This is a genomic window from Phyllobacterium phragmitis (assembly GCF_002980495.1).
Taxonomy (GTDB): Bacteria; Pseudomonadota; Alphaproteobacteria; order Rhizobiales; family Rhizobiaceae; genus Paramesorhizobium; species Paramesorhizobium phragmitis.
Window position 1 is genome coordinate 12,376 of the sequence record NZ_PVBR01000031.1, and the last position, 19,298, is coordinate 31,673.

Sequence of the window (19,298 nt, forward strand, 5' to 3'; positions counted from 1 at the left end):
GCCTCACCATTCATGTATACAGGTATTTTTTAAGTTTTACGACAGTCCGTTCCTGGTCGGAAACATCGCCGGTCAGGCGCTTGCGCCGCGATGTATGCCCGGCACCGCGGCGCAAACGGGCCACGGGCTGGCCTCTCGACTGGCCCTGTCAGCCGCGCCATCACGCGGCCGCCAATTGCCATGTCTGCGCCGCAAGCGATTTTACCGACAGGTTGTGACCGCCCGCGCGGTCCCATTCGAACGGATCGTACCACTGCATCGCCGAGACCAGCGCATCAACCCCCGCAGCGCTGATATAGTTGATATTGTCCACGGTGATCTTTTCGAGCTTGAACTTGTCGCTGCCGCCCGCGAACCAGCCCTCGATGGTGACCTTGGTCGTGCCGGGATCGTCGCTCTCTCGCTTGTAGGTAATCAGCAGGTCTTCACCTTCCTTGTCAAACCAGATCCGGTCCCAGGCGCCTTCGGTGTCTATTCTGTCGCCGCTGGTGCTGAGGTTCAGCACATCGCTCCCCTGCGCATCGAGGATATGCACATGGCTGTAATCCTTCGACGTATCCGGCGACCTCCCGACGATATTATAGGTGTCATCTCCGCCGCCGCCGACAAGATATTCGTCGCGCCCGTTGGAGTTCAGCACATCCGCCCTGTCCAGCGAGGTATCGCCATAATCCACAGACAGCACCGATCCGCCCCGCTGGACGGCAGAGATGTCGATGATCTGATCGCCAAAGAACATGTCCGCGCCGCCGGCACCGTCGCCGCGCAGCCCGGAGTGGATGGTGTCCTTGCCGGCACCGCCCGCCACCACGATGGCGCGGCTCTCGCCCGCAGCATAGATCTCGTCGTTGCCGGCACCGCCATCGACCATCTGATAGGCATCCAGCGTATAGAGGATGTCGTTGTAGCGGCTGCCGATCACGCCTTCGACATTGTTGACCGCCGACGCCGTGTAATCCGTCATCTGCGAGGCGACCGGCGCTTCGTTCATCAGCCGGACGCCGGCATTGGCGCCCGCTGTGTTATGCCCGGCTTCGATCCGGTCAAAGCTCAGAATGTCGAAGCCGGCACCGCCATCATAGCTGTCGTTGCCGGACGAGACGAACAGCACATCGTTGCCGGCGCCGCCGTTCAGGGTGTCGTCTCCGGTGCCGCCATCCAGAGTGTCAGCGCCATCGTCGCCGTACAGCGTATCGGCGCCGGAGCCGCCATCCAGCGTGTCATCCCCGGCACCACCCGAAAGGACATCGTCGTCGAGCTGGCCCGAAAGCCTGTCGGCACCGTCCCCGCCATTGAGGGTGTCGTTGCCATGGCCGCCGTCCAGCACATCGTCGCCGCCGAGCCCGTTGAGGATGTCATCGCTTTCGAAGCTGCTGCCGGCATAATTGTTGTCGCCCTGGAGGTAGTTGTCACGGGCATTGCCGGTCAGCACATCGTTGCCGTCCTGCCCGTAAAGCGCCACCATATGGGCGTCGGCCACGATGCGGTCGTCCTTCCAGCCGTGACCCCAGAACTCCTCGATCCCTTGCAGGCTCAGCGTGTCGCCGCGGGCATTCAGCCTGACAGCGCCACCCTGACTGAAATCGGCGTCGACAGCATAGGACGTGGTCGCAAGGAACGAGACCCGATCGTAACCCGATCCGCCGACGATGACGTCATGTGTGGTTTCCTCGGCGCCGTAGGGGATCGAGCCAAGCACAAACGCGTCATCGCCGCTGCCCCCGTCCAGATAGTGATCGCCGAAGGCGTCGCGCAGGGTATCGTCGCCGCCACGCCCGTAGATCGTGTAGACGCTGCTGATCTCGTTGGCATAGGTTCCGCCGGCATTCAGCTTTTCGCCGCGGTTCGATCCCTCCACGGCCTCGATCGAACTCCAGTTGCTCCGGCCATAGAGCGAGAATTCGCTACCGGGGGTAAAGTTCAGCCGCACCGTATCGAAGCCGGCGCCGCCTTCGACGATGGTCTTGCCGCCACTGATCACAAACAGATCGTCGCCTGCCTCGCCCCGGAGCACGTCCGCCTTGTTGACCGGGCTGATGAGTGTGTCGTTGCCCTTTCCGCCGGAAAGGGTCTTGATCCATGTCGACCCGGAAGACAGGCTGTCGTCGTAGTCTGTCCCCCTGGCGATCTCGATCCCCCAGACCTCCGAGAAGCCATAGCTCCCGTTGGCCCGGGTCGAAAAGGCCGCCACGTCTGCGAAATCGAAATACACCCCGCCGTCGAGTTTCTCGAAGCTGAGCACATCGCCGCCGCCGGCCTCGCCGTCGACATAGTCCACCCCGGTGCTGACATAGACAATGTCATTGCCATCGCCACCATCGATGCTGTCATCGCCGGCGCTGCCGGTGATCGTATCGTTTCCGTCCCCGGCATGGATCGACGTCACACCGCCGCCGCCGGTGATTTCATCCCCGGCGATGGTGCCGAGCACGATTTCGATACCAGAAATTCCCTGCAGCCCGAGCACTCCTTCCGTGGCCGGTGCCACAGCAGAGAATTCCTGTGTCGAGAAGTCGAGTTTCACCCCGCTGGTGAACGCGGCGAAATCGGCGGTATCCTCGCCCGCGCCGCCTTCGAAGATATCCGCACCCTGCCCGGCGTAGAACAGGTCATTGCCCGCGCCGCCTTCCAGCACAGTGCCAACCGGGTTGCCATCCCCGTCAGTCGCAAGCGTGGGCGCCGCGTGGAGGATATCGTCACCGTTCCCGGCCTCGATCCGCCCGAAGCCCGCCCCCGCATGTACCGTGTCGGCGGTATCGGTGAGCCGCAACACCTCGATCCCGCTCAACCCGGCGACGGTCAGATCGAAGGGCAGCAGCCCGGAGATTAGGTCGATCACCAGCCCGGTGTCAGCGCGCGTTCCATCGGCGGCAAGCTCAAGGCTCAGTGTGTCCTCGCCCTCGCCGCCGATCAGCGTGTCGCCACCCGCGGTGGCGATCAGAACGTCGTCGCCATCGCCCCCGTCGAGCCGGTCGGTGCCGGCGGTGCCCATCAGGGCGTCGTCACCGTCGCGCCCCTCCAGCTCCGTCAGCCCGTCATGGCCGACGATCTCGTCGTTGAAATTCGTACCGACGACCTTCTCGATCCCGCTGACGCTGGTGAATTCGAACGGGCCGTAGCGCAGCGCATCCGCGATCTCCAGCAGGCCGCCGGGCTGATCGAACAGGATCGCCTCCGTCGCCTTGATGAAACTGAGCGTGTCGTGCCCGGCGCCGCCGTCGATGCTGTCGCGCCCGCTTGAGGCATGGATGACATCGTTGCCCAGGCCGCCGTCAATCCGGTCATACCCGAGGCCGCCATCCAGTTCATCGGCGCCGCCACCGCCGACAAGGATATCGTCTCCCGCGCCGCCTTCCATCACATCCGCGCCCGCGCCGCCGGTCAGGATGTCGTCGCCGGAGCCGCCCAGCAGCGTGGCCGCGCCGCTGCCGGCGGCAAGCGTATCGTTGCCCGCGCCACCGTCCAGCCATCCGCCGCCGGTAAGCGCATCGTGGCCCGCCCCGCCGGTCAGCCGGGTCATGGCATCGTCGGCGCTGAGGGTATCGTTCCCCTCCCCGCCGAGGATCTCGCGGCGCGCGGTGGTGTCGGCCCCGGAGGCATCGGACAGGTAGATGATCGTGTCATCCCCCCGCCCCGCATCAAAGGACTGCCGGACCGTTCCCGCCTGATCCGTGACGGTGCGGAAATTCGCCGCGCCGATGGTCAGCGAGTCATCCGCTGCGCTGGCGGCATAGACACCGTTCAGCTTGTCCTGAATGTCCGGTGCACGGATCACGATAAGCGCCGCGCCGTCGCCCGCGTCGGGATCGGTATAGCCCAGTTCGATACGCCGCACCGCCGCATCGTCGAAATACCCCTCCAGCACCACCGCCAGAAACGGCTGGGTCGCGCCGTCGTCATAGGCCACGATCACCAGATCGCTGCCGTCCTGCTCCATCGTGGTGTTTTGCGACAGCGGGTCGAACGCCACCTGAAGCCGGGTGATCTCGCCCTCGGCGGTCGTCGCGGTGATCCATTTGATCCCCGTCGCCGCGCGCAGGTCGATCACGTCAGACCCCCCGCCGGTGATCACCGCATCGGTACCGCCATAGAGCCTGATCGTGTCGTCCCCTGCCCCGGCATCCAGCAGATCGTCGCCATTCGACCCTGTCAGCAGATCGTTCCCGGCGAGCCCGTAGAGCGCGTTGCTCTCCTCGCCGTCGCCGCCGGCATCGCCGTAATAGGCGTGCAGCTCGTCGTCGCCCGCCGTCCCGGTCAGCAGATCGTTGCCGCCCGCCCCGGACAGCGTGAAGGTTCTGTCTCCGGCGGTCAGATTGTCGTCGCCCTCCGAGCCGATCGCCTCCTCGAAATTGTAGAATGTCGCCTTGCCCTGGTCGTCGACGCCGATCCAGTCGCCACTGACGCTGCGCGCGCGGAAATCCGCTGTCACCGCCGCGTCGACGTATTCGAACGACAGGATGTCCCAGCCCTCCTGCCCCCTCAGTTCGTCGCCGCCCGGCGAGGCATAGACGATGTCGTTGTTGCCGTGCGCGTAAATGACGTCGTGGCCATCGCCGCCGTTGATGTAGTCAATCCCGTGGCTCCCGGTCAGGATGTCGTCGCCGCCATAACCCTGCAGGTAATTGATATCAAAGGTGCTTCCCCATCCGGCGATGATATTGTCACTGCCGTTGCTGCCCGAGATCCTGTCCGATCCGGCCCCGCCGTCAAGCGTGCCCGCCCCCTCCAGTACGTCGTTGCCGGCCCCGCCCAGAAGCGTGTTCATCCCCGAGAGGTCTTCGAGATAATCGTCCCCCTCGCCGCCGACGAGCAGATCGTCGCCGTCTTCGCCGAGTAGGATGTCATCTCCGGCCTCGCCGAAGATCTCGTCGCGGCCCTCGCGGCCGAATACCTGATCCGAACCCGCACCGGCGTAGATCCTGTGCACGATGCCATCCTGCTGATCGGTGAAATCGTCCACCACGATGTCGTGGCCATCGCCGGAGGAGAAGCTGCGGACCGCCGCGCTGACGGAGGTGAGCATCTCGGGCGTCAGGAAAAGCACATCGTCGCTGCTGCTCGCCTTCGCCGTCGCCGCCTTCTGCCAGAGACCCGCAGCCGTGACCAACGCTGTTGCCGCCGCCGGATCGAGCGCCCGGGTGTCCGTCTCCGCCGCCAGTGCGCCGTGATATTCCAGCTGCACCGCGCGTTTCGCCCCGGCCCCGAAATACTCCGCCAGCAGCAGCACCATCTCCTGCTCAGCGTCGCTGCCCGCCGGCGTGAAGAAGGCGTCGATCAGCAGGTGACCCCCGTAGCGATAGAACGTCACCGTATCGGCAGTCGGATCGAACGGCAGGATCACCCGATTGAGGTCGGTGACGATCCCTGCCGCGTCCACCCGGCTTGCGGTGTCGATCAGCTTGTAGCCGCCGGTACTCTTCGACAGGTCGATGATATCGTTGCCGAACCCCGTCGCCAGCAGATCCTCCGCGTCGAAGCTCACCAGCAGGTCGTCGCCCACGTCGCCGAACAGCTGCGAATCCACCTCGCCGCCGATCAGGGTGTCGTTGCCCTCGCCGCCATCGAGGATATCGCCGCCAAGGACGTTTCCGCTGGCATCGCTGTATCCGAGCACTCGCATGATGTCGTCGCCGCCCAGACCCTGGATATAGGCCGAGCGCTGCGGCGCCAGAATATCGTCGTCGCCGCTGGCGGTGTCGTCGGCGTCGGTGCCCTGGCCGATGCCCAGCCCGAACATCGGCTGGCCGTCGCTGTCCAGTTCGATCGACCATTGGGTTCCGTCGTCGTCCTGTACCGAGATGTGGCGGTACGCTTCTCCCTTCATGAAATCCTTCAGCCGTATCACCCGCGCGGCCTCCTCGTCCGGCGCGTAGCTCAGCAGCAGATCATCCGGCGCAGCCTCGTCGATGCTCAGAAGCATCTCGTGGTTGGGCAGGTTGGTGACGATCACGTCGCCGTAGTAGACCTGCGAGGTCTCGCCGCTGTCCTCGTCTGTCAGCTCCTCGCGCACGGCCACGTTAAGGATCACCACCTCGCCCGCGTCGGTGTGCTTGTGGGTCGCATATTTGTCATAGCCGCTTTCCTGCGCCTCGGCGGTGTCGAAGAAGACGACGTAGCTATCCTCCCCCTCTCCGCCCTGCAGGGTGTCGTTCCCGGTCTTGCCCGAAAGGATATCGCGGCCATTGGTTCCGATCAGGGTGTCGCGATAACTGGTGCCTTCGGGAAGCAGGATGAACCGCTCCGGCAGCGTCACCCTGCGCAGCAGCCTGCCCGGCGCGTGGCCCTGATGCAGCGGCAGGATCGTATCCTCGTAGACCTCGACAAGTCCGGTGGCGGCATTGATCGTGACATACGCGCTGTCGAGCACCCGCGCGCTGTGATAGTAATCGTTCGCCGCCAGTTCGATTGAGATGTCTGCCTCCACGCTGTAGCGCACCACGAACCGGCCATCGAAGGCCGCCTGGTGCAGCGCCGGAACATCGGCACCGGGATCGGCGTCATCGTCGTTCAGCGAGACGGGAAACTGCGGGATCAACGCGAAACCGTCCGTCGTCTGGAACACGAAATGCTTGCTCTGGAAGTTGCCCTCGGCGTCGTACATGTCCTTCAGCACCAGCGTCGTCGCGGTGCCACTGCCGGTGCTCAGCGTGATCTGGATATCGTAGGAGACAACCGTGCTGCTGTTGCGCGCATAGACCGGCACCAGCACCGCCTCCGAGATTTCCGCAAGGCTGTGTTCAAGCGAGATCGCGTTGATGTCTTCCTCAGAGGCGGCTTCGGAGATCTCGATCCGCCCGGAGGTCGGCTTTCCGTCGCCATCCACGCCACGGCTGATCACATAGGCATCCATGCCCTCGCCGCCATCGGCGATATCGCCCTGATGGACGATCAGCATGTCATCGCCGCCCTCGCCGTGCAGCTCGTCGTTGCCGCCCAGCCCGTTGATCACGTTGTCGTCGCTGCCGCCCCAGACCTCGTCGGTGACGCCTGCCAGACCGGAGAAATTCTCGATCTCCGTCACCATGTAGGACGCATATTTCGTCGAGGAGCCGGTATAGGCCCCGGCCTCTCCCGAATTCAGGTGGATGACGTTCCGGTCGCCCGCGCCCAGCAGCCCCGCGTCATCTACCAGCACCAGCGTATCCTGATCGCTGTCGTCTTCGGTCTCGCCGCCGACAAGGGCTTTTTGCACCACCTTGCCTTCATCCCCGGCTTCGATATTGACGATGAAGCGGTCGTCCTTTTCGCCGCCGATGGCGATCTGGTTGCCGAAATAGATGTTGAACCAGTTGGCCTCGTCGCTGCGCCCGTACATGGTGTCGGTCTGGCCGTCCTCCGCGCCGCCCAGTTGCCACAGGACATAGTCGTTTTCGATGTCGTAGTCCTTGCGCGCGATAACCCGGACGGATCCGTAGACTTTCCCCAAGTCGAAGCCGCTCAATACGGATTCGCCGTATCGGCCGTAGTAGATCTGCAGATTGCCGCGGATGTCGTATTCCTGCAGCAGATCGCCGCCGGCAGTCTGGAAATCGCGGGCCTCATCGGCGGAAATGCCCTGGTAGTTGAGGTCGTCCCAGTCCGCCCCGGAGGCGACAGGCGTCTCGCCCAGCTGGCGGCGGGCCTGCATCTGCTGAAAGCTCTCGTCCTCAGACCAGATGTGGTGATCGTACCCCTCGTGAAACGAGTAGGCCGAGTTCCAGTGGCCAAAGACGACATTGTCCGCGCCGTAGAGGGTGCTGAGCCGCTGCTTCTCCAGCGCTAGCAACTCCTGTGCGGTCTTCTTGCTGACCGACAGATCTCCTAGAAATTCGATCTGGTTATGCGCCCATTTGCCGGTTTCGGGATTCCGGCGGCTGTAGTAGATGAGGATCTTGAGCTTGTCCCTGGCCACGAACTGATCGTTGTTCTTGTCTCCGAGGCTGGTGACCACATGCGAGACGCGCGGCGTCACCTCCTGCGGGTTGTTGATGGCATAAACCTCGTCCTCGGCAAAGACCGAGAGCGCATCCGCCATCAGCCCGTTGTTCATGGTGCTTGTCGCCAGCTTGCGTTCGGCCTCGCGCTGCAGCCGTTCCCGGGTCTTGCCCGACACGCCCAGCCCGATGAAGGCGCGGAAGCCCTCGCGCAGCTTCTCACCCGTGTGGAGGGTCACACCATAGGTATGCTGCAGCTGCTTCACCGCGTGAACCGCGCTGTAGATCATCGCGCTCACCGCCACCACGGCACCGGCGATCCCGAAGGCGGCGGCGGCGGCGCTGGCCACCGCCCCGCTCATCAGCAGCGACACCCCCATTGCCAGGTTCAGCGCGCCGCTGACCACCGAAAGCCCGCCGTTCACCCGCAAGAGCCGGGTGGTACTGTCGTCAAGTTCGCCATTGCGGCGAACCTCCATGAACGAGGCCGCGGCGCTGTAGACATCGAATCCCACTGACAGAAAAGCCAGAGACGAGGCACCGGATTTCAGCGCATTGCCGGCCCGCCGCGAGATCCAGCCGAACCGCGATTTGCTCTGCGTCAGTCTGGTTTTCAGCAGGCTGTCGCCCCAGGCGCCCATCGTGGTCTGGATCTTGCCACCACCAAGGTCCAGCCCGACGCCGACGCCGGCAATGCGCCCCATCCGCTCCTCTTCCGTGGACAGCGCCGCACCGGCCTGCTTGCGCCGGACGAAGGCGCCAAGGCCGATGACCCCCTGCAGCATCCCGACATGGCCGACCACATTGTCCAGCCGGTTGCCCAGCCGCCCGACGACGCTGTTCGGTGTCGTCAGCAGGCTGTCGCCGGTGATCGGGTCGGCCAGCCGGTTCCAGACATTGCCGATCGTGCCACTGTCGGAGACATTGGCCTCGATGCTGCCGAGCATGTTCTGTGCGGTTATGAAATTCGCGGAGGTCGCGTCGTAGTTCAGTACCGCAGTGCCCCCCACCGCACCGATCCGGTTGCGCAACGCGCGCACCACTGCCCGCGCCTCGGTGGCGCCGATCGCATCCATGCTGCCGTTGAGCGCCGAGGCCGGGGCCGGCGTCCGCCAGCCCAGCATCGTGAGGACGCCGTTCAGCCCGGAATTCGGATTCAGCATCTTGTTGGCGCTGGTGTCGAGATAGGATTTCAGGATGTCGGCGTCGAAGACGATGCTGTCCCGGGCCTGCTGCGTGCTCAGGTCGGTGCTTGCGCTGATCCGTTCGCCGGCCAGCATCGCGCCCATGTCGTATAGCGTCCTGAGCTTCAGCGTCTGGCCGTTCAGTTCAACGGTCTGGTTGGCGTCAAAGCGGTCGCGGTCCAGCACATAGCCCGTCTGCACGTTCTGGGCCGTCAGCGCGGGCTGTCCGTCGGCGGGCTGATCGGCACCGTTCAGCAGCCGGAACAGGCTTTTCGCCCCGTCCGAGGCCTTCACCGTATCGAGCGTATAGGCCCGCACGCTCAGCGCATCCGCGTCGATCCCGTAGAGATCCTTCATCGCCATTGCGGCGCCGTCCTGCGTGGTCTTGCCGCTCGCCTCGTTCAGATAGCCGCGCACCATCCCGCTCACCGCGGCGCGAAACTTTGCCTGCTGCGCCGCGGAGCCACCGCCGTTGAGGACCGCGTCCACATAGCTGCCCGACAGCACCACCTCGTTCACCAGCGGGTCAAAGAGGTAAAGCTCCTTCTTGCCGGCCGCGTTCACCCGCGTGCCGATAGACAGCGCACCGTTGGTGCCGTCGATCTGCATCGCCACACTGTTGCCGCCGCCGCCGGCGGCGAGGATCGCGTCGGCCAGCGCATCGGCGCCCATCCGCTGCGCCGGCCCGGTCGCCGCGGAGCCATCCAGCGCGAACAGCGCCGTCCTGAACGCCTCCAGCCGCAGCAGTTCCGCCGTCGAGGCCTTGCCCCCAGCCTGCAGGGTCCGGATCAGGCTGGAGGTCGTCAGCGCTTCGCTCAGCGACACCGGAGACTCCCCCGCCTGCAGCAGCGCATTGGCCAGATGCAGCGCATCGGTCTGCGCGCGGGTGGCGGTGAAGAAATCCACAAGTCCGTTCTGCTGCCGGGTCGATGTCAGGCTGTAGCCGCCGCCAAGCGCCTGCGCCTGTTTCGCCAGCGTCGCTGCATGGCTTTCGCCTAGCCTGCGCCGCGCCGCCTCTGAAACCTCCAGATTCTTCATAACCTCGTTGGCCGGAACGTCGCCAAGCGCGTTCACGTCGAAGCTAGCGTTGCGCAGCGCCTCCACCTTGTTCCGGAAAGCCTCCAGCGCCGCGGGGGACTCGACCACCTTTTGCAGGGCGGCCCGGTTCACGTTCTGCCCGCTCTCGTCGGTGCCGAAGAATTCCATCAGGATGTACCGCTCCGCCGGCGTCGGATCGATGCCGTAGCGGGTGTAGTTCTCGACGATGCTGAGGATCTCCAGGCTCCGGCGGTCCACCTGCGCCACAGCCAGCGCTCGCTCGGTGGCGCGTTCGGGCCGGGCCGCCTGCCCCGCCTCCAGCCGGGCCAGATCCGCCTCAGAGAACAGCTTGTCGTTTTTCAGCACGATATGCCCGGTCTCATAACCGTGCATCGCTGCCAGCAGTTCCTGCCCCTGATCGGCCACCACCCGGCGCAGCAGATCGGCGGGCACCCTGGTGTAGGTCAGGGTGCCGTTGCCGTCGGCCGCGCGCTTGATATAGTAAAGCTCGCCCCCCACTACATAGAGTTGTCCGCCCGCGGCGGCGCCGATCCCGCTGAGGATCGCCAAATCGCTGGGCCAGCGATTGTCCAGAACCGCCTCCGCCAGAGAGGCGTTGTAATCGCCGGCCACCGATCGCAGCATGGCCGAGGTGTCGGCGTCATCGCTCAGGCCGAGCTCTTGCAGCAGCCCGTCCACCGCCTCAACGGAAATCCGCGCCCGCGTGCCGGTCTCGAGGAAGTCCAGGATCAGCCCCTGCCGCCGGTTGCGCTCCACATCGCTGATCCCGGTGGTTTGCTGGTTCAGATCCGACAACGTTGTGATCGCCTCCAGGAACGGCGTAAGCGTGTCCCGGCTCTCCATCTCCAGCAGCACCAGTTGCCGGCGCATCTGGTCGCGCTCGGTCCGCAACTCGGCGGCGGTGGCGGCATAGCCCCTGCCTACCTTCGAGATCACATCCTGCCCGGCGGTGGCGTTGTAGCTAGTCAAATCGTCCGAGGCGCGCGTCAGCGTCATCCGGCCCCAGTTCAGCAGCTCGCCGCTGCCCGAGACATAGCGCAGCCCCGCGCCGGTTTCGCTGAACGTCAGCGAGGCAAGTGCCTTCGTCGTCGAGGCCGAGGCGCTCGAGTTGTATTCCGCCCACAGCGCGATGCCGACTTTGGTCCCGGTCTCGCTGGTCTCGTTGGCCGAGATCCCGCGCAGCCGCACCTCGGTCGGGTCCGCGACCATCAGCTTGATCCGGTCCTGCAGCGACAGCGTCGCGGCCTCGCCGGTGGGCGTGTTCAGCGCGCGGATCTGGTCCGCGTCCAACCCCATGGAGATGCTGACAGAGGCGCCGTTGTCGGGCCGCCAGCGGTCGGCGTTCAGGTTCTCGTCGACGATCTGCGCCACCAGATCGCTCAGCCCCGGCGTGCTCTCGCCGATCCGGCGAAGCTCCCGCTCGAACAGGGCCTTTTCCTCGGCCATGGTGAAATCCGACATCCTCTTCAGCATCTGCACCTGCGCCGAAAGTTTCGGCGCCCTGCTGGCGATCTCGTTGAGGCGGCTGGCGATTTCGGCCCGGTTGGCCTCGGTGGTGAAGCTGACGAGGTTGGTCAGGTCGCGGCGCAGCGCATCGGCCTGCGGCTTCGGCAGCGTGTTCAGCAGCGCCCTTATGCGCTGGACGTTGAAAATGTTGCCATCGCGGGCAAAGGACACCGAATAGCTGACATCGGTCAGCACCTCGACCCCATCCACCTTGCGGTAGCTCATGGTGTAGCCGTTGGTGCTGTTGAGGGTGTAATTGTAAAGCCCCGGATCACTGGCGGCGTCATAGCTGGTGCCGTTCAGGCTCAGCGAGCCGAGCACCGGCTCGATCGGCATCCCCAGCCGGCCGATGTTCTCGCCGTCGGCGTCGTATTTGCGCCCCTGCACCCGCAACCGCTGGTACAGGATCAGCGAGGCATCCCAGCCGTGCGACTTGAAATATTCCGTCCTGGCCTTGGTGGTCAGCGCATACTGCCCGCCGCTGCTCGACGAGGTCGAACCGGTGGTGCTGGAATAACTGAGAACGTCCCAGGCGTATTCGGTGTTTGGCCCGTAGATCATGTTCTGATAATAGAACACCTGCTTCTGGTAGACGCCGTCGATATCTTTCGAGGTGATGAATTCGTCCGGGCTGCCCAGATCGTCCTGGTTCTGGCCGACAAGCAGCGTGTTGCCCACCGAGGCCGAAACCTTGGCCTTGAGCGTGGTCGCGTGGCTGGCGCTGGCACCGTCTGACATCGCCAGCAGCTCCTGGTTCGACATCGTGTTGTCGAACAGTCCCGAAAGCACCTTTTGTAGCCTGGTATCGTCTTCGCCGCTGAACGTGAAGGTGGCATCGGATTGCCACGCCTTGCCCGCCTCCAGCCCGACCGAGAAATCGAAATCCAGATCGAATTCGAAGGTACCGGATTCGCCCCCCCAGGGCCGCGCCTTCAGGGTACCGGCCCAGTCCACCTCACCGCCGAGCGACAGCTTGATGCCGCCGTCTTCCAGCTTGATGATCTTGATGCTGTAGTCACGGGTCTGCTTCAGCCCGGCATAGATCGTCGCGCCGGTATAGGCCCCCGGCAGCAGGTGCATGGCGCGAAAGGCGGGACGGAAGCTGTTCTTCCAGGTCGAGCCGATCTTCAGCGATTCCCCCGCCTCTAGCCCCTCGAACATCGAGATCAGCTTCTGCGTGCGGTTCTCGGTCAGCTTGCCGCCGAACTCCGCCACCGTGGCCACGCGGTGGTTTTTCACGTTCAGATTGTTGCGGATATGCGAAAACGCCTTCATCGCCAGCGTCGCATCGACATAAGAGGCATGGGCGGTCTTGCCCAGCCGGGTGACTTCGCTGGTGTCCATCGCCGTATAGGCGTTCGTCACGGCCTCGCTCACCAGCACGTTAAGCTCTTCGATCCCGATATCGGTGGCGTAGATGCGCTGCATCTCATCCAGCACTGTGTTCAGCACGCCCTGCTGTTCCAGCAACTGGCCGGCATAGAGGCTGTAGCCGCCGGAGGTTCCGGCGCTGACGAACACCCCTTTGGCCTTCATGTCGTTCAGCCGCTGCAGCAGCGCGTCGTTCGCCGCCTCCGCGCCCAGCAGCGCCGTGCGCGCGCCGATCAGCACGTCGATGACGTTGGTCCGCCCGACGGTGTTGCGCCACTTCGCCATGTTCTTTTTGGTGGCGGAACGGACCCAGTCGTCGCGGTTGGAGCCGATCTGTTCCTCCAGCCGATCCAGCGTCAGCCCCATCCGCGCGTCGATATCGTCCAGCAGGTTCACATCCATCCCGCCCACCGCCACAGTGAGCGTCCGGATATCGGTCAGCGGAGCGGGATCGTAGCTGCCCGCGGCCGCGCCGGATATAATCAGCTGTTGCAGCAGCGCCTTGTGCCGCGCCTGTGCCCTGCTTCTGTCGGCGATCGCATCGCTGACGTTTCCGCGCGAGAACAGGTTCGCCCGGATCTGCGCCAGCCGCGCCCCCACGCCGGACAGGAAATTCATCGTTCCCGTGCGTGGGTGGCCCACCCAACTGCCGAAATTCCCCCCCCAGTTGTAGACCCGGTTGCCAATCGGGCGGAAAATACCGTTATAAAGCGCCTCGCCGATGCTCATCGAGCTGCGCGCATAAAGCCCCGCCGTCACCGCAGCGGCGGTCTGCTCGGCCTCGCTCAGCATCCGCTTCGCCACAGAGGTACTGATCCCCGAGCGCAGGATGTTGGAATCGAAGTTGAACGCAGCCGAATGCGCCGTGCTGCGCTGAAGCAGGTTGTCGAGCGTGGTCGCCTGGGTGATCCGGTCGACCCGGCTCCAGCTGCGGTTGGCGGCATCCGCCTGCGTATACGAGAAACCGCCGGCATCTGTCACCATGACCGCGCCCGCCGGATCCAGATCCAGCCCGCGCACGGTCAGGTCTGCGGGCGTGATGTCGACCCACCTCAGATTGCCGTTGCCGGCATCCTCTGCCCTCACCAGCAGCCCATGCGGCGTGATGCCGTAATAGGTGCCGCTGCGGTCGATGACGATATTTGCCATCGGCTGGCCCTGCGGGATCCCCGGTGCGGTCCCGAACCGGAGCTGGCGCAACTCGCCCTCGGCGTTGGCGCGGAAATAGACCGCCTCGCCCGCCGCATCCGTCGCCTGGACGACCGGCACGCCGTTGCCGTCGAGCCGGATATTGACGGTGGCGGTCTCGATGTCGAGCGGCAGCGCCCATTGCGCCCAGGTGCGGACGTTGAAGCGGTTGCCGTTGCCATCGAGCACCGCCGTCACCCTGCCGAACAGCACCAGCCCGCCATCCGCCAGCACCAGCCGGTCGCCCGTCGCTGTCTCCACCGCCTGCTTGACGGTGAACTGTTGCTCACCGTGGAACCTGATCCACGCCGGGATCGCGGGGTCGGCAAAGCGGTCGTTCGCGGCGAAGAACGGGTCGACCATATTGTCGTCCGCGTAATCGGGCGGCAGGCCCTGCGCCGTCAGCCCGATGTTGTCCTCGCTCAGATCGGAATAGAAATAGCCGTTGGCGTTCTCGTCCGCCGCCACCCTTACGGTGCGGTTGTTGTCGAACAGCGCGATGATCGCGCCGCTGGCATCGACGGTGAAATCCCGCACCCCGGCCTCGAAGGAATAGCCGCGCACGGTCAGGTCATAGGTGCTCAGATCGCCGCCCAGCTCCAGATAGGCCCGGCCCAGACCGTCCAGCGGCACCACGGTCCTGCCGTTGGACAGGCCATAGAGCCGCCCGTCGGCGCCGGTCCTCAGGCTGTCGAGCCTCAGCCCGGTGCCGACCCACTGGCCGGTCGTGCCGTCGAAATAATGCAGTTCCCCCGGCCCCTCGCCGCTGGTGATCAGGGTGAACATCTCGCCGGTGTTGGGGATGCGGATATCGCTGTGCGACACCATCAGCGGCAGACCGATGCTGCCGCCCTGCAACGCCCGGGTGACGGTATCGAGCGCGCCGGTTTCGGGATTGTAGCCGGCGATGAAATCCCGATCGCCGATGGCGGCGGCGGAATTGATGCCGCGCAGCACGATCCCGCCGTCCGCCGCCTTTTCGACCCCGCTGAACCGGATCGTCGCGGCATCGCCATAGTCGGTGCTCAGCGTCGCGTCGGAGAAGGCCGCCTCGATGCGGCCATCGGCGATCGCCTCCGCCTGCTCACCCAGATTGAGTTCCATCAGCCGGCCGTGGGTTGTCACCGCGACGATCTTGTAAGGAAAGGCTCCGTCCGCCCCCGGTTCGCCGACCTCGATCCGCTGCACCGCGATATCCGCGATCAGCGCCGCGGACTGCACGCCATCGGCATAGATCATCGGATCGAGGGTGAGGGTCTGCGCAACGCCGCCCTCCGGCAGGAGGGTGACGTGTATCGTGCCCGCGGTATCGAGCACGAAGCGCGTCCAGCTTGTCGGCCCGGTCCCGGCATCGGCCGAGGCCACATAATCCGCCGATTGTATCGTCACGTCCTGCCCGGCCAGATAGGCGGCGGTAAAATCCTCAAGCTGTGTCGCCACCACGCGGGCGGCCGCCAGATCGGTGTCGTCGGCCAGGAACATCAGCCGCTGCCCGGCCTCGATGAAGATCACCCCGCCGTCGACACGCCGCAGCCCGCTGACCTCGCTGTAGCCGGAAATCGCCTGCCAGCCGTCGTTGCCGGAAAACACCAGCCGCCCGTTCGACACCGCGACCCTGTGCCTGTCATCCCCGGCGCCGAACGACAGCGTGCCGTCGCGCACCTCGGTGATCGCGTCCAGCCGTGCCAGATCGACCTCCCCGCCGGTGACGGTCGTCTCGACATTGCCCCCGGTCAGGGTTGCCGCGGTGCCGCCAAGCGTCAGCACGCGGCTGGCCGGGTCCTGCGACAGTGCCAGCGGCCGGGTGTTGCGGAAGGACGTGCCGCTCAGGTCGAACACCGGCTCGGCGCTGCGGGTGACGGTGACGATGCCGTCTTCGGTGCCGACGCTGTGCACGTAGCCCTGCACATCCACCAGCACCATGCGGCCGTCGATAACCTCCATCGCGACCAACCGGCCCGATCCGTGCTGGACGTAGCGGCTCAGCACCAGGCTCGCCTCGACCGAGATCGCCAGAGACTCCGGATCGTGCACCGCGATCGAGACCTCGCCGTTGCGGCTCAGCGTCCAGACCAGAACGGAATCGCCGCCGTCGAGCACCTTCAGATCACGGATCGGGCTGCTGCTGCTCAGGATCGGCGCGCTGAGCGTGCGCTCGTTGCCCTCCGCGTCGAGCCGGTAGAGGTCGTATGTCTTCACCCCGGTCAGCAGGTCGTCGGCGGCGACCTGATAGCTGATGTCACCGATGTCGAGCGTTTCGGCGGGCATGACGACAAGCGGCGTATCGGGCATGACGGACTCCCAGTGGTTGAGTCGAGGTGAATAGCTGTAAATATCTATTAAAGTCGACCTGTAAGCCCGGCTCGTAACGGTTTCGGGTCGAGGCGCGTATTGCGCCGCCCTCGGGCAGCTCCTCGAGTTCCACGAGCACCACCAGGAGGCTGCATTGCTTGAGCGAGGGATGGGACAGGGTGGAGCGCATCCGTTCCGGGTCGATATACATCTCGCCGGTGACGCCAAAGGCGAGACCGGGGAAGCCCATGGTCACGATCCGTCCGCCGTTCAGGGCCACGATCTCGGAGCGGATGCTGGTCTCCAGTTCCATCAGTCTGGCGCGCTGCTCCGGTGAGTATTTCCCCTGCTCCATCATATGCATTATTTATTAACCTTTTAATTTGGCTTCGCCAGCGGCTGCCGCGCGGGCAGGCGGAATAAGACCGCGCGGCAGCGACGCGTCTCAGCGGATCGGGTAGGCGTACATCAGGCCGCCGTCGTCGAAGGAGGCATTGATGGTCTTCGCGCGATCCAGTTTAAAGGGGGTTTCCTGGCCAAGATGACGGTCGAACACCTCAGAATAGGCGCCGACCTGCTTGATCACACGATAGGCCCAGTCGGCAGGCAGGCCAAGCTTGGTGGCCATCTCGGCGGCTGCGCCGTCCGCAGCGAACAGGCGGTTCACCGCCTTCGGCTGATTGCCGATGTCGGCCATGATCTCATCGACGTTCTTCGAGGTCACGCCGTATTTATCAGCGTTCAGCATCACCTGGAACGCCCAGAAGACCGCGCTTTCCAGTTCTTGGTCGGGCTGAGTCACGAGGGCCAGCGGCTCGTTCGAGATTATCTCCGGCAGGATCACGTAGTCGTCAGGCTTGTCGGACAGCAGCCGGTCGGAGTTCAGCGCGGTCACATCGGAAGCATAGACGTCGCATTTGCCAGAGAAGAAGGCTTCGAGCCGCGCAGTCTTGTCCGCAATATTCTCAACGCGATAGGACATGCCGCGGTCGGAGAACCAGTCCGCCAGGGTGAGCAAGGTGGTGGAACCGTCCTCGGCGCAGACGGTCGCGCCTTTCAGTTCCTTCGCGCTGGAAACGCCGAGGGACTTCGGCACCATGAACCCCTGCCCGTCATAGAAGGTGGTCGCGACGAAGGCGAGGGCCGGATCCGCGTCGCGGGTGCCGGTCTCGGTGATGGAGCGCGAAGCCACATGCGCGCCGCGTGCCACCAGGGTCTTCAGGGAGTCGGAAAAGCCGACGCCCCGGATGTCGACCTTTTCGGCGTCGCCGAGGATGCCGGCGGCGGCCATGCGGCAGAAATCAGTGTTGAAGCCCTGGAAGACGCCCTGGCTGTCTGGAATGGAGAAGCCGGGAGAATTTGGGTTCACGAGACATACAAGCTTGTCGCTGGCCTTGATGTCATCCATCACCGTGCCGGCATGCGCGGTGGTCGCGACGACAACGGTGACGAGAAAAGAGGGAAGCAGGGTCTTCATGGCGGATGTCCTTTTCATGCCGGATCGCCCATCGATCCTTCGCACACCTGTATACAGGTGTATTATAACTGTTTTGCAACAAAACAAGGACTTTTTGTTTTGCTTCAAGACCCCCGCCAGGGAGCGGCGGCGGGCCCGGCCTTTCACCTGCCCGGCGCCTGACGATGCAATGCGCGGCCGATCATCGACATGAAGGCGCCAGAGCCTTCACCGTCTCCATCCCGGCCAGCGTTTCTGTCAGGAAGGCGTTGTTGATCGCCCCATCGCGGAACATCGCCTCGATCCGGCGCTGCAGGAGCGGCGTGGTCACGAATGCCAGGATGAAGTAGCAGGGAATGGAAGCCGCCACGATGCCCGCCAGGACCGGCGAGTAGACATACATCACCGCGAAGAAGACGCCGGTGAAGACCAGATCGACGATGAGCGTGTTCGCCGCGCCCGAGAGGAACTCGCGGATCGAATCCAGTTCCCTTAGCCGCATGACCGTCAAGCCGACGCTGCGCGACTGGAAATAAGAAATCGGCAGTTCCATCAGCTTGTCGAACAGCCTGGCCCCCAGGCGGGCGTCGATCCGCGTGGAGGTTTGCGTGGCGACATATTTCCGCAGGCATTTCAGCAGCGCCTCGAGAACCGCCACCACGAGCAGCGCCGTGACCAGCACGTCCAACGTCTTCATCGACTGGTGGACGATCACCTTGTCCATGACGACCTGCAAGAAGAGCGGCGTCAGCAGCGCCATCATCTCGATGAAGACCGAAGCCCCCAGCACCTCCAGGGCCAGCGAACGGTAGCGCAGGAATTCGGGGATGAACCAGGTGACGTTGAAAGGGCGCAGCGCCTGCCGGCTGCGCCGCCTTCCCCGAACGTACACGACATCGCCGGACCAGAATTCGGACAGGACCTCCGGCGTGAATACCGAGGGGCTCTGCCGCCCCGGCGAATGGACGAGCGCATGTTCGTCCGTCAGCCTGGCCAGTACCCGCCAATCCCCGTCCCTTGTCCGAAATGCCAGCGGCAGGCGGCCCGCATCGAGATCCACCAGGGACACGGTGTGGAACACGGCCTTGAGGTTCAGCCCCCGGGCGAAGGCAGTGGCAGCCGGCCTGGCCGGCCTGTCGATCAGGCCGGCTGCCAGAGCCTCTGCGGCTTTCTGATCCTCGATGACACGATGGACGGCGGCGACGACCATGATGCAGCCGAGCAGCGACGCCGTCGGCGGCGGTACCTGGTCCGCCGGGTTTTCGAGCCTTTCCGCCACCATAGTGTCAGCCATTGTCGACATGGTTCGTCGACCACCTTCCTTGATGA

General features: G+C 64.6%; 4 protein-coding genes. All 4 read right to left on the minus strand.

Translation table 11 applies throughout. The features are described from left to right. Window positions 1-160 precede the first annotated feature (160 nt). The gene (locus tag C5748_RS25160; RefSeq protein ID WP_105745484.1) at window positions 161-16,513 is read right to left on the minus strand and encodes a calcium-binding protein; all 16,353 of its coding nucleotides are present in this window, start codon (window positions 16,511-16,513) and stop codon (window positions 161-163) included. Next, complete coding sequence (locus tag C5748_RS25165; protein ID WP_105745486.1) at window positions 16,461-16,877, minus strand: hypothetical protein; 417 nt, start codon at window positions 16,875-16,877, stop codon at window positions 16,461-16,463. Before C5748_RS25165 ends, C5748_RS25160 begins: the two co-directional genes overlap by 53 nt. 81 nt (window positions 16,878-16,958) lie before the next feature. Continuing rightward, window positions 16,959-17,990 carry a transporter substrate-binding domain-containing protein gene (locus C5748_RS25170; RefSeq protein WP_158259928.1) on the minus strand — a complete coding sequence of 344 codons (1,032 nt, stop codon included), beginning with the start codon at window positions 17,988-17,990 and terminating at the stop codon, window positions 16,959-16,961. A 181-nt stretch (window positions 17,991-18,171) separates the two neighbouring features. Then, entirely contained in the window at window positions 18,172-19,263 is a 1,092-nt protein-coding gene (locus C5748_RS28350) for an ABC transporter transmembrane domain-containing protein (RefSeq protein WP_158259929.1), read from the minus strand. Window positions 19,264-19,298 lie beyond the last annotated feature (35 nt).

Bases quoted from the DNA above. Each gene is read 5' to 3' on its own strand.
- C5748_RS25170 (WP_158259928.1), bottom strand. From the start codon at position 17,990: ATGAAGACCCTGCTTCCCTCTTTTCTCGTCACCGTTGTCGTCGCGACC.
- C5748_RS28350 (WP_158259929.1), bottom strand. From the start codon at position 19,263: ATGGCTGACACTATGGTGGCGGAAAGGCTCGAAAACCCGGCGGACCAG.
- C5748_RS25165 (WP_105745486.1), bottom strand. From the start codon at position 16,877: ATGCATATGATGGAGCAGGGGAAATACTCACCGGAGCAGCGCGCCAGA.
- C5748_RS25160 (WP_105745484.1), bottom strand. From the start codon at position 16,513: ATGCCCGATACGCCGCTTGTCGTCATGCCCGCCGAAACGCTCGACATC.